This is a genomic window from Fredinandcohnia onubensis (assembly GCF_002734285.1).
Lineage (GTDB): Bacteria > Bacillota > Bacilli > Bacillales > Bacillaceae_L > Ferdinandcohnia > Ferdinandcohnia onubensis_A.
On sequence record NZ_NSEA01000023.1, the window covers coordinates 40,196 to 52,919 of the forward strand.

General features: G+C 38.7%; 10 protein-coding genes. All 10 read left to right on the forward strand.

Annotation, left to right across the window (positions count from 1 at the left end):
* The first annotated feature begins 72 nt into the window (after positions 1–72).
* The 10 genes from CKJ95_RS19935 to CKJ95_RS19980 all read left to right on the forward strand — a co-directional run bounded on the left by CKJ95_RS19935 (position 73) and on the right by CKJ95_RS19980 (position 12,525).
* Positions 73–2,568, forward strand: a complete 2,496-nt coding sequence (locus CKJ95_RS19935) for a DEAD/DEAH box helicase (protein WP_099355209.1) — start codon at positions 73–75, stop codon at positions 2,566–2,568.
* Positions 2,569–2,837: 269 nt separating this feature from the next.
* The gene (locus tag CKJ95_RS19940) at positions 2,838–4,115 is read left to right on the forward strand and encodes an efflux RND transporter periplasmic adaptor subunit (protein WP_257215875.1); all 1,278 of its coding nucleotides are present in this window, start codon (positions 2,838–2,840) and stop codon (positions 4,113–4,115) included.
* Positions 4,099–4,779, forward strand: a complete 681-nt coding sequence (locus tag CKJ95_RS19945) for an ABC transporter ATP-binding protein (protein ID WP_099355211.1) — start codon at positions 4,099–4,101, stop codon at positions 4,777–4,779. Before CKJ95_RS19940 ends, CKJ95_RS19945 begins: the two co-directional genes overlap by 17 nt.
* On the forward strand, positions 4,776–5,987 hold the full coding sequence (locus tag CKJ95_RS19950; protein WP_099355212.1) for an ABC transporter permease: 1,212 nt from the start codon (positions 4,776–4,778) through the stop codon (positions 5,985–5,987). Before CKJ95_RS19945 ends, CKJ95_RS19950 begins: the two co-directional genes overlap by 4 nt.
* 111 nt (positions 5,988–6,098) lie before the next feature.
* Positions 6,099–6,914 (forward strand): alpha/beta hydrolase, encoded by an 816-nt coding sequence (locus tag CKJ95_RS19955; protein WP_099355335.1) that lies wholly within the window; start codon positions 6,099–6,101, stop codon positions 6,912–6,914.
* 157 nt (positions 6,915–7,071) lie between these two features.
* Positions 7,072–7,746 carry a serine/threonine protein kinase gene (locus CKJ95_RS19960; protein WP_099355213.1) on the forward strand — a complete coding sequence of 225 codons (675 nt, stop codon included), beginning with the start codon at positions 7,072–7,074 and terminating at the stop codon, positions 7,744–7,746.
* 176 nt (positions 7,747–7,922) lie between these two features.
* Positions 7,923–9,080, forward strand: a complete 1,158-nt coding sequence (locus CKJ95_RS19965) for a pyridoxal-phosphate-dependent aminotransferase family protein (RefSeq protein ID WP_099355214.1) — start codon at positions 7,923–7,925, stop codon at positions 9,078–9,080.
* 222 nt (positions 9,081–9,302) lie between these two features.
* Positions 9,303–10,592 carry an SPFH domain-containing protein gene (locus CKJ95_RS19970; protein WP_099355215.1) on the forward strand — a complete coding sequence of 430 codons (1,290 nt, stop codon included), beginning with the start codon at positions 9,303–9,305 and terminating at the stop codon, positions 10,590–10,592.
* Between the two features lie 35 nt (positions 10,593–10,627).
* A complete protein-coding gene (locus CKJ95_RS19975; RefSeq protein ID WP_099355216.1) occupies positions 10,628–11,707 on the forward strand; it encodes a hypothetical protein in 1,080 nt (359 codons plus the stop codon).
* Positions 11,701–12,525: a TPM domain-containing protein gene (locus CKJ95_RS19980; RefSeq protein ID WP_099355217.1), complete on the forward strand. Its 825-nt coding sequence runs from the start codon at positions 11,701–11,703 to the stop codon at positions 12,523–12,525. The genes CKJ95_RS19975 and CKJ95_RS19980 overlap by 7 nt, the downstream gene beginning before the upstream one ends.
* Positions 12,526–12,724: the final 199 nt, after the last annotated feature.

The window sequence follows — 12,724 nt, forward strand, 5'->3', positions numbered from 1 at the left end:
ATCATCCTATACATATATTTTTTTAGTCCTATATAAACTAATTACTATACGTCTTTGACAAGGAGCAATTCAATGAGCATTCAACTTGAACAATACTATAATCAAGCAGTCGATCGAGCAAAACAGATGGTTTTGGATGATATCAATCATTACATGGAGCCAAAAGAAACGATTCCTTCATTTGAACAGTATGTCCGCGAACGAGGGCAGTTTATCGAACAAATTTGGCTCAACGCTTGGTTGAATACAGCCGTTCATGCTTCTATATCGGAGAAAAAAGCCTATCTAGTGGAGCATGGATTTGAAGTTGAGGATGTTGGTAAAAAACTACTGAATAAACTATTTCGAACTGAAATTCGTAATATACATCCTTATGATTTAATAGGTTGGCTAGAAGAGACATACGCAAAACAACCAGAAGATTGGCGACAAATGTATCAAACTGCAAGAGCCGAGTATGAAGCTCGAATTAAGAAGCAACAGGATCGTGAAACAAAGAGAAAATTTATTCTCAAGCTAAACTTTTACCTCAACGAAATACTTGGGGATCATTACGAAGAACTTTATCTAAGGATTCGTTATTTACTTGGGAGTCATTTAGCGATTGAGATTGAGCAAAAAGGGATAATTTTATCATCCAACGATGTGACATTTGCTTCTTATCTTTACAAAGAAACTGAACTTGCGCATAACCGCTATTTTTATCAGGAAAATTTGATTGAGGAATATGAGGATCTCATTTTACATCAACTCATGGATTTCGGGCCAAATTGGTTAAAGTCACACTTACCGGAACAAATATTCGCAGATTGCCAAAATAGTTTTCAAGAACCATTATCTGATGCATTTTTACAGGAAATAGCCTATGAGTATTTTCTCGATGTTCGGGATGATTTATTTGAGGATATATTAGAGGAATATGTGTCAGACCTAGTTAAACTTATTGACATTCCTTTTGAGTTGGACGCACATAGACAGCTGTTTTTAAAAGACATTACCGAGAGAAAAGAACGTACCGAAAAGGAAAAAGAGGAATTACGACGACAAAGAGAAGAAGAACAAAGAATGCTCGAGGATATATTCGGACGTGCATATAACTTATCACCAGGCCGAAATATCCAATATGTCCTACATGTAGGAGAAACCAATACCGGAAAGACGTATCAAGCAATCCAACGAATGAAGGAAGCTAATAGCGGCGTTTATTTAGCTCCATTACGATTATTAGCACTCGAAATTTATGAAACCTTGAATGAGGAAGGGGTGCCGTGTGATTTAAAAACAGGAGAAGAAGAAAAGCTTGTTGAAGGAGCTAACCATCTCTCAGCAACCGTTGAAATGCTAAGAGAAAAGGATTTTTACGATGTAGTTGTAATTGATGAAGCTCAAATGATTTCCGATAAGGACCGTGGCTTTTCTTGGTATAAAGCTATTACAAATGCAAATGCACAAGAGGTTCATATCATTTGCAGCTTTCATGCAAAATGGATGATTTTACAGTTACTTGGTGATTCAAATGTAGAAGTTTATGAATACCATCGGGATGTACCATTAGAGGTGGAACCGCAATCTTTTCGTTTGAATCAAACGCGACAAGGAGATGCATTGGTTTGTTTTTCGAGAAGAAGGGTTCTTGAGACAGCTTCTGAGTTACAACGAAGTGGACGTCGTGTGAGTATGATATACGGGAGCATGCCACCGGAAACTCGAAAAAAGCAGATCCAACGCTTTAATAATGGGGAGACAACGGTTATTGTGGCTACAGATGCAATCGGTATGGGTTTAAATCTGCCAATTAGACGGATTGTGTTTCTAGAAAATGATAAATTCGATGGAACGAGAAGAAGGCTGCTAACCTCTCAGGAAGTAAAACAGATAGCAGGACGAGCGGGCAGACGGGGAATTTATGATATTGGGAAAGTCGCTTTTACAAGTGATATCAAAACAATGACACGTTTATTAGAACAAGAAGATCCCCCGCTTCAAGGCTTCGCGATCGCTCCAACAAACGCAGTTCTTGAACGTTTTCAAAAATATTCTCGAAAAATGAGAATGTTTTTCTATCTATGGGATCAATTCAAGAGTCCAGAGGGGACGAAAAAAGCAAGTCTATATGAGGAACGGATGCTTTATGAGTTAATTGAGGATACAATTATTGAGGCAAAGCTATCGTTACCTGACCTATATGGCTTTTTGCATCTACCTTTTTCGTCAAATGAACCATCTCTACGTGCCCAATGGAAGAAAACTCTCGAGGCGATTGTCGATGGTTTCCCGCTGCCAGATCCAATCCTTAAAGATTCTGGACTAGAAGAACTTGAGCTCTCCTATAAAGCGGTCGGCCTCCATCTGTTATTCCTTTATAAATTAGGAAAACAGACAGAAGCTCAGTATTGGGAACGAGTAAGGGAAGAAATTAGTGATAAAATACACGAACACTTAAAATCAGGTATTCAGCCAACTAAAAGAGTATGTAAACGATGTGGAAAGAACCTACCAATTGGCTTTTCCTTCGCGATCTGTAATGAATGCTACTTCGAACGACCAAGACGTGGACAACCTAGATAATCAATAGACATAAAAGCGATTAAGAAATATCGCGTAGATAGAAAATAATCCAAACGATCAGCCAGATTTACTCTGGGTGATCGTTTTTTTGTAAAAATTTAAAAATATATGTAAAAAATTGAAACCTTTTAGCAAACTTCGCCGTCTTAATGGTTAGGGTAAAATTTGAATATTTTTAAAATCACAATCTACTAGATTAAACAAGGATACAGAGATAGAGAGATTCAAAATTTTACCTATTTAATGAGATGAAAACAATAGGGGGAAGTATGTTGAAGAAAAAGAAGGTTTTAATATGGGTCTTGTCGATTATCGGAATCCTGGTAATCGCGGGTGGCGTAGCTGCCTTTTTCATAAAAGAAAGGAGTGTGGCATCTGTTGGAGAACAAATTGAGGAAGTAAATGTAACCGTACAAAAAGCAAAAGAGCAAGAATTAATAGAAACGATCCTAGTAACAGGCGAAATCGTTCCTGAAGGGGAGCAAAAAGTATTCTTAAATCCAGAGCAAGGAGAGATTAGCGAATATAAGGTAGAAGAAAACAAAACCGTAAAAGCAGGAGACCCGCTATTTGTCTATGATTCTTCAAAGCTAGATACAGAATTAACTCGAGCTACTAGGGAAAGAGACTTAATTCAAGCTAGAGCAAAGACAGAACAAAATCAAATCGCAGCCCTAAATAAACGGATTGAAGAAGCAAAAAAAGCACTTGCTGCACAAAAAAACAAACCAAAAACAAAAGATGCTGAGACACCTGAAAAGACTGAAGAAGGTACAGAACCACAACAAGTAGAGGAACCACCAGTTGAAGATGTAAATCAACTTACAAGTGAAAAGGTTCAAATGGAATTACAATATGAAAATACGAAATCAGAAATTACAGCAGCAAATGAACGAATCGCGGAAATTACGAATCAGAAAAAAGAAATGACAGTTGTTAGTAAAATTGATGGAATCATTGTAAAAGTAAATAAAAATATCGCAACAACTGAAGCAGGCGCATCAGAACCGGTCATACATATCATTTCAAATAAACCATATAAAGTAATTGGAACAATGAGTGAATTTGATGCAGTCAAAATTCAACAGGGACAAGAAGTAATTGTCCGTCCTAAGGTATTCAAGGACCGAGAATGGAAGGGAGTTGTCGAATCCGTTTCTCATTTTCCAAATGATGACGGAGGATCTGGTGGAGAATTTCCTGGAATGGGTGGTGGCAATGTTACCATGTATCCATTCAAAGTGGGAATTACCGACGACACAACTGATCTTCGTCATGGGTTCCACGTTTCATTAGAGGTTAGAATTCCTGGAACTGAGATTCTTCCCGTGATTTCGCATACGGCTATTTTGGATGAAGGTGGAGTAGCAGTTGTGTATGTCTTAGTAGACGGTATCTTACAAAGACGCGAAGTTCAAACGGGTTCAATGAATGATGAGTTTATCCAAGTCACTGAAGGTGTTCATAAGGATGATCTCGTGGTTTTAACACCATATGAAGGAATGTACGATGGAATGGAAGTGACCTCCTTTGATGAAGTTGAGTAAGATTACAAAGGTATATGGAAACGGGGCTCTTGAGGTACCCGTTTTGCACGGGATTGATTTAACTATTGAGGACGGGGAATTTATTGCCATCATGGGGCCATCTGGTTCAGGAAAATCAACTTTAATGAATATTATTGGTTTCCTAGATTCCCCAACTTCGGGCTCGTTTGAATTAAACGATGAAAAAATAGGACTAGTAAAGGATCGAAAGTTAGCAAAATTGCGTAACGAGCATATCGGTTTCGTGTTTCAGCAATTCTTTCTTTTACCACGTCATAATGCACTAAAAAATGTTGAATCTCCACTTATTTATGCAGGAGTTCCGAAGCGGGAACGTATTGACAGAGCCAAACAAATGCTAGACAAGGTCGGACTTGGAGACCGAGTCAAACACTTGCCAAATCAGCTCTCTGGTGGACAAAAACAAAGGGTTGCAATTGCAAGAGCCCTAGTAAATAATCCTTCGATTGTGTTAGCGGACGAGCCAACTGGAGCTCTTGATTCTAAGACGAGTGAGCAAATCATGGAGCTAATGGTTCAACTAAATAAAGAAGGAAGAACTGTCATTATTGTTACGCATGAGGATGAAGTTGCAGCATACGCAAATAGGGTTATCACATTAAAAGATGGGTTGATAACGGATGACCAAAGGAGAAGGCTATGAGTCTATTAGAAAGCTTTAAAGTAGCATTATCCTCGATCTGGAATCATAAGATTAGGTCCATTTTGACGATGCTGGGAATCATCATTGGTGTGGCGGCTGTAATTATTATTGTCGCAATAGGCCAAGGGGCCAAAACGAAAATGACAGAGGAATTATTTAGTATCGAAAAAAATGCAGTCGATATTTGGTATCAGCCGATGCCAAAAGAAGGTGAAGAAGAATCAGAGATGTTCTGGATGGAACCTGAACTAACTTCCGACGACGTCGAAACCCTTACTGAAGTTCCAGGAGTAAAAGCGGTTATCGCTACAAACCAAGGCTGGGGGCCGTTGATTTACAATGACCAACAGGGAGAAATGGAAATTACCGGAGTTGGACCTGAGTTCTTTACAGCTCGAAACATTCAAATAGTTGAGGGACGACCAACCAATGCGAGAGATAACGATGGAAGAAACCGAGTAGTGATGATCGATACTGTCGCGAGGGAAAAATTCTTTCAAGATAAAGAAAATATTATCGGTGAAATCGTCGATCTGAATGGTAACCCCTATAAGTTAATCGGAGTCTACGAGTCACCTATCCCTGAGCAATATCGATATAATGAATCAGGAGAAATGCTCATGCCTCGAGGAGTTATTTCAATGATGTTTGGCAATCGAGAAATTGAACGTTTAGCTATAATTGCAGACGATCCGGAACGAATATCTGAAATCGGGCGTTCTGCAGCTGATACCCTAACGATGGCCAAAAAACTCGAGGATGGAATGTATACGGTAAACGATTTTTCTGAATATGAACAAGAAGTAGATACTGTCATTACAATAATGACTTTAGTCATTGGAAGTATTGCAGGAATTTCATTATTAGTGGGCGGCATCGGTGTTATGAACATCATGCTCGTTTCCGTTACTGAAAGAACGAGGGAAATTGGTTTGCGAAAAGCCCTAGGAGCAACGCGCGGGCGAATTTTACTGCAATTTTTAATTGAATCAGCTACATTAACCTCACTAGGAGGTATGCTCGGAATCGGACTTGCAACGATAGGGACCATTGTTGTATCTCAATTTGCACCAATCACAGCAACCGTAAGTCCAATGATTGTAATAATCGGCGTAGGCTTCTCCGCTTTCATTGGTATCATCTTTGGAATCTTACCAGCAAACAAAGCCTCAAAACTTAGTCCGATCGATGCATTACGTTACGAATAGGATGAATCTAAAAAGGAGGGACTGACCTCCTTTTTTGCTTTGCCTGAAGGAAGTCAAAAATAAATGTCGAAAATTTATATAAGTGGAAATAATTTTAAAAGGTGGGAAAACATGATTCACGAAAAACATGAACTAAAACACAATAACGAAAAAGCTGAATTTTTTACGTATCTTCTAGATAATTCGGAAAGTATTGACCCAGACCGTAAACGACCAATGATTGTCATTTGCCCTGGCGGTGGCTATGTACATACTTCTGACCGTGAAGCAGAACCAGTTGCTATTCAAATGCTAAGTAAAGGTTATCATGCAAGTGTTCTAAGATATAGTGTGGAACCATCTGTATTCCCGACAGCCCTTTGCCAGTTGGCAAATGCAGTCGGCTTGATTCGTAACAATGCAGAAGACTGGAATGTTGACCCCAACAAAATTATTGTCATGGGATTTTCAGCAGGCGGCCATTTAACTGCAAGCTTAGGAGTATTCTGGGATAAGGAGTTTTTAACAGAACAATTATCCTTTTCAAAAGAGGAAATAAAACCGAATGGATTAGTCCTAAGTTACCCTGTCATTTCTTCTGGTCCACATGCTCACGAGGGCAGCTTCCGGGCATTATTAGGAGAAAAGTTTGAGGACCAAGGGCTACGAGAATTTCTATCCCTGGAAAACCAAGTAACGTCTGAAACCCCACCAACATTTTTATGGCATACGGTATCGGATGCGTCTGTCCCCGTTGAGAATAGCATGCTATTTGCGCAAAGTCTATTAAAACAGAGGGTCCCTCTCGAAATGCATATTTATCCTGAAGGTGTTCATGGACTATCACTTGGTACAGAGGAAACGCAGTCAAAAGGAAGAGACAATCACATTCAGCCTGAAATAGAGAATTGGATTGAGATGGCTGCAAGATGGGTAAAGGGGCTATAAAAATTTAATATGTGCAAAAGAGGGTCGTTAGTGGCCCTCTTTTTAATTTGCAACGAATAACACCAATACCTTGCAATCTCTTTTATTAAATGCGTAAAATGAACAAATACTCATATAAATAAATATGATTTATTCAGCTAACGATTGGAGAGATTATGTGAAACATAATTGGGAAATTGCGTTTGATTCACTATCTAAAATAACTGTTTTATCAAACCCAAATAACGAGCCAGTCACTATTATTGGTGATGCTGATGATTTAAACTGTATCGGTGTCGGTACGGATGCTGCCGTTTTTCAATCTCTTAATGCCCCAGAATATGCATTTAAGAAATATGCGAAGAATAAAGTTGCCAAGGTTAAGGCTGAGGCAAATGTCTATCAGATCCTAGGGGAGTCCCGATTCTTTTCAAAGTGTTTTGCTTCTGAAGACCATTACCTTGTTTTAACCTATGAAGAAGGGATAACTCTATATGATTGTATCCTTCAAGGAATCCATATTCCGAAACAAGTTGTAGAGGATGTGGAGGAGGCAAGAGATTATGTTCGGAACAAGGGGCTAAACCCTCGTGACATCCATCTAAAAAATATTTTATTGCAAAATGGACGAGCAAAAATACTTGATGTTTCCGAATACATTCAGCCGGGTAATGATTTTAGATGGGAACACCTTAAAAAAGGATATGAAGAGTATTATCATATGATTGACGGAAAAGCGGTTCCGTTTTGGGTCGTGGATACAGTTCGTAAGTGGTATAACCAACAAAACACATATTTCCCGTCAATAGATGACTTTATGAAAATCGTTCAGAAGCTTTTATATAGGAAGTAGAAGGTCAATTTTCACAAAAATACAACTAGTCTGTGATTTGTTGCTTTCGTAAGGTCTAAAAAAGCACCGGAACACGACCGAATGTGTTAGAATAATGTGGAAAGCAATACAGGGTCTGGCTTCATCATTAAACTAAAGCGATTATAAGTGTAGAAGTCAAAATGGAGGTTATCAATATGTATCCACTTATTCTAAGACATCCTGGACCTACTCCAATTCCGAAAAAAGTTGAACTGGCAATGGCTCAGGATATGTTTAGTCATCGTACTGAAGAATTTGTAAAGTTATACAAAGATGCCACACAACGTGTGAAACCTATCTTTGGAACTAAGCAAGATATTTTACTTCTTCCCTCAGGAGGAACAGCAGCATTAGAAGCAGCTGTGGTAAATACTGTTTCCCCTGGAGATGAAGTAGTCGTTATCACAGTAGGAGCCTTTGGAGATTATTTCGTTTCTATTTGTGAAAAATATGGCTTAACTGTACATAAACTAGTAAAAAATTGGGGTGAAGCTTGTACAAAAGAAGACCTCAGTGAATTTTTGAAACCGTTATCTAATATTAAGGCCGTTTTTGCTACGTATAATGAAACCTCTACAGGAATACTAAATCCAATTGAGCAACTAGCTGAAGTAGTGCGTAATCACTCAGACGCACTGTTTATAGTTGATGGGGTAAGCTGTATTGGAGGAGCCCCTGCCGAAATGGATCAATGGGGAATTGATATATTAGTAACAGGTTCACAAAAAGCGATGATGCTTCCACCTGGACTTGCACTTGTAGCCGTTAGTGAAAGAGCCTGGGAAGTAATAGAGGCCAATAACACCACTGCTTATTATTTAAATCTATTAAGCTATCGTGAGTGGGCCGCAAAAGGAATGACACCTAATACTCCTTCTATTTCGCTTATAATGGGTCTTTCTGCTGTGTGCGATTTAATTGAAGAGGAAGGCGGGTTCTCAAAAACGGTTGAACGACATGATATCATGAAAAACATGGTTAGGGAATCCATGAAAGCCTTATCAATAGAATTGTTAACGAGTGATGAGTATGCATCACCTACAATTACGGCAATCCGTGCCCCAGAAGGATTGGATCTTTCAGCCTATTTAGGACATCTTAAGAAGGAATATCACCTAGATTTTGCTGGGGGACTTGGCCATCTCCAAGGCAAGATTTTCAGATTTGGACATATGGGCTATTGCTTCCCTAGTGATGTCCTTCAAGCAGTTTCCCTAATGGAAGCAGGTTTACAAGACTTTTCCTATAGCTTTGAGCCTGGTGCTGGAGTAAATGCAGCACAAAATGTATTCTTGACCTCATTAAGGAAATAAACGATTTAATTGCCAGACCCTATTGATGTAATTTGTTAGTATAGGAAATGATAAACTGAGTGGTTTTTCCACTCAGTTGTTTTTTTGTCGGAAATTTCTTAATTATACTGAATATGAAACTTATTGCCTAATAAATCGTAGTACATTACTAACAGAGGAAATTGTAAAAACAGATTTTCCATATTCGTTAGTAAGGTTTTAGTTTTGTAAGGAGGGGTTTAAATGGGAATTATTAAAGCAGCAGTTAGTGCGGTAAAAGGAAACTTAGCAGATCAATGGCTTGAGGTAATTGAACCACAGGAGATGAGCGATACAACCGTTATGTCGGTTGGTGTAAAAGTACGGGCTAAAGATCGTCGAAATCAAAATTTTAAAGGAACAGATTCCACGATTTCAAATGGGTCAATCATCCACGTGTATCCAAATCAATTTATGCTTTTAGTTGATGGAGGAAAAATCGTGGATTACACAGCAGAAGAGGGCTATTATCAAGTTGTAAACTCTTCTCAACCATCCTTATTTAACGGTCAATTTGAAGAAGCTTTATACGAAACCTTCAATCGTTTTAAGTTTGGTGGTGTTCCTTCTTCATCCCAAAAAGTGTATTTCATTAATCTTCAAGAAATTAAAGGGATTAAATTTGGTACACGTAACCCGATCAACTACTTTGACAATTTTTATAATGCAGAATTATTTTTACGAACTCACGGGAGCTATTCTATAAAAATTGTTGACCCACTCAAATTTTTCATGGAAGCCATTCCAAGAAATAAAACGAATGTTGATATCAATGACATTAATGGACAATACTTATCTGAATATATGAATGCTTTACAAACGGCAATCAATAAGATGTCCGCAGATGGGATCCGAATTTCGCATGTCACTTCAAAAGGAATGGAACTTGCAAATTATATGGCTGAAGTCCTTGATGAAGACTGGACGCGGATGCGCGGAATGCAGGTTGAATCTGTGGGAATCAACAGTATTACGTATGATGATGAATCACAAAAACTGATAAACATGAGAAACCAAGGTGCAATGCTTCAGGACGCGTCAGTACGTGAAGGATATGTCCAAGGTGCCATTGCAAGAGGCTTAGAAGCCGCTGGTTCCAATGACGCGGGATCGATGCAAGGATTTTTAGGCATGGGAATGGGGATGCAAGGTAGCAGTGGATTTATGGGCGCTGCATCTGAATCGAATCGTCAGCAAATGCAACAGCAAGAGCAAAAACAGCGAAATCAACTAGTGGAGAATCCTAATCAATGGAAATGTTCTTGTGGTCAAACAAACACAGGTAATTTTTGCTCAGAATGTGGGTCACCCAAACAACAAGCAAATAAAGAGACGTGGAAATGTCAATGTGGCAAAGAAAATAGCGGGAAGTTCTGCTCAAACTGTGGCACTAAAAAGCCTGAAGAACTAACATGTCAAAAATGTGGGTTTAAACCTGCAAATCAACATGCAAAATTCTGTCCGGAGTGTGGATCTCGTTTTGAACATAAATGATGTGCCAAATCAAGCAGAAGAAGAGGTGATATGGGTTGGGGGTTGTAGTCTATAAATGTATTAACTGTGGGGGACCATTAGCATTCAAAGCTGAAACCCAGAATTGGACCTGTGATTATTGTTTGAGTGAATTTACAGAAGAAGACGTGAAGAATTTTATCAATAATGAAAAAGCAGAGGAAGAAGCAGAAGCAAGTAAAGAATCCCTAGATCAGGCAAAGGAATTAGATGAGGAATTTGATGAAAAAGCTACAGGCTATACGTGTAGCAGTTGCGGAGCAGAAATTGTAACCGATGATACCACTGCCGCAACTTTTTGTTATTATTGCCACAATCCTACGATTATTCCAAGGCAATTAGAGGGAGAATATCGACCAGAGATGGTCATTCCTTTCAAAATTAACCGTAAAAAAGCAGAAGAATTATTTAAAAATTGGTGTAAAGGGAAGCCGCTACTTCCCAAGTTCTTCACTTCAAATTCAGAGCTCGAAAAACTTTCAGGAATTTATGTTCCATTTTGGTTGTTTGATAGTAACACTTCTGGAAAAATTGAGGGTGAAGCTAGAAGAGTTAGAACCTATACCAGGGGGGATACCAGGTATACTGAAACAAAATATTATAAGGTGATGCGCGAAGGAAAAGCAATATTCCGTGATGTGCCAGCAGATGGTTCGAAGAAAATGGATGATAAGCTCATGACCATTCTCGAGCCTTATGACTATAACGATTTAACCGATTTTTCAATGTCCTATTTGTCAGGCTTTTTTGCCGAAAAATATGATATGAACCAAAATGATGTATATGGAAGAATCTCCAACGTCCTTCGTAATAATATAGGAACTTTACTCGAAGGTACCATTCATGGATATAGTACGGTCTCTATCCTTAATGCAAACGTAAAGCTCTCGAATGTTAAAGCAAAATATGTTTTATTACCCGTTTGGATGTTTACCTACCAATATAAGGGGAAGACCTATATATTTGCAATGAATGGCCAAACCGGAAAAATTGCAGGGGATTTGCCAATTAGCATTGGAAGAGCTAGTAAATGGTTTGGTATGATTTCAGCCAGTGTCTTTGCAGTGCTGTCGTTAGGAGGGTTATTTATATGGTAAAGAAAAAAGTTCTCTTTATCCCATTTTTCCTCCTAACGTTGTTAGTTTTTGCGACCGTTGCATTTGCTGACAGCGAACATGTTTTCGATCAGGCCAGTTTGTTCTCAGATACTGAAAAAGTAGAATTGCAGGAGCAAGCAATTGAATTAAGTGAACAATTTCAAATGGATATCCGTATTGTCACAACGGATGATAGTGAAGGAAAATCAGCAAGAGAGTACGCCAGCGATTATTATGATACTCATGGATTCGGTTATGAAGGAACAGATGATGGAATATTGTATCTTATTGACATGGATAACCGAGAAGTGTATATCTTTACACGCGATCGAATTGTTGATTATTTTCCAGACGTAACTGTAGAGGAAATTCTTGACCATGTCTATCCTTATTTAACAGAGGAAGCGTATGGTGAAAGTGCGAAAGCGTTCTTGTCTGACCTTGAGACTACGATGAATGTAGGAATTCCTGAAGGACCATCATCTTCTTCTGGAGGATATGCGCAATCGGATAGTTCTACTCCCTATTCATCAAGTACCTCCCAAGGAGAATTAGTTAAAGAACTTTTAATCTATTTTGCTATTGCAATTGGGGCTGGCGTTATTTCAGTTGGGGTAATGGCGATGTATAACAGAGGGCGCTCGACGACAACAGCCCATACGTATTTAGAATCTAATTCATTCACTGTAACCAATAAAATGGACCGACATTACAATACACGAGTAACACAACAAAAGATTCAAAGAAATTCAAATAGTGGTGGAGGATCATCATTTTCCGGCGGCGGCAGATCTGGCGGAGGAGGAAGAGGGTTTTAAGTAAGCATGAGGAGATTATAAGCCTCATGCTTTTTTCTATTCTAATAGTAAATGTCTGATTTAGTGGGATAATGGTGAAGATACTTAAAAACTATTACAATATAACACCTACTATTTTATTTCCCGGTGGTTTGTCGAAATGCAAAAGTGGGCCGTTTGTAATAACGAACAGCGAGTAGATTTTGCAAAAAAGTTATTT

Excerpts from the sequence above, each read along its gene's own strand:
- CKJ95_RS19935 (WP_099355209.1), top strand. The coding sequence starts at position 73 with ATGAGCATTCAACTTGAACAATACTATAATCAAGCAGTCGATCGAGCA.
- CKJ95_RS19940 (WP_257215875.1), top strand. The coding sequence starts at position 2,838 with ATGTTGAAGAAAAAGAAGGTTTTAATATGGGTCTTGTCGATTATCGGA.
- CKJ95_RS19980 (WP_099355217.1), top strand. The coding sequence starts at position 11,701 with ATGGTAAAGAAAAAAGTTCTCTTTATCCCATTTTTCCTCCTAACGTTG.
- CKJ95_RS19950 (WP_099355212.1), top strand. The coding sequence starts at position 4,776 with ATGAGTCTATTAGAAAGCTTTAAAGTAGCATTATCCTCGATCTGGAAT.
- CKJ95_RS19965 (WP_099355214.1), top strand. The coding sequence starts at position 7,923 with ATGTATCCACTTATTCTAAGACATCCTGGACCTACTCCAATTCCGAAA.
- CKJ95_RS19970 (WP_099355215.1), top strand. The coding sequence starts at position 9,303 with ATGGGAATTATTAAAGCAGCAGTTAGTGCGGTAAAAGGAAACTTAGCA.
- CKJ95_RS19955 (WP_099355335.1), top strand. The coding sequence starts at position 6,099 with ATGATTCACGAAAAACATGAACTAAAACACAATAACGAAAAAGCTGAA.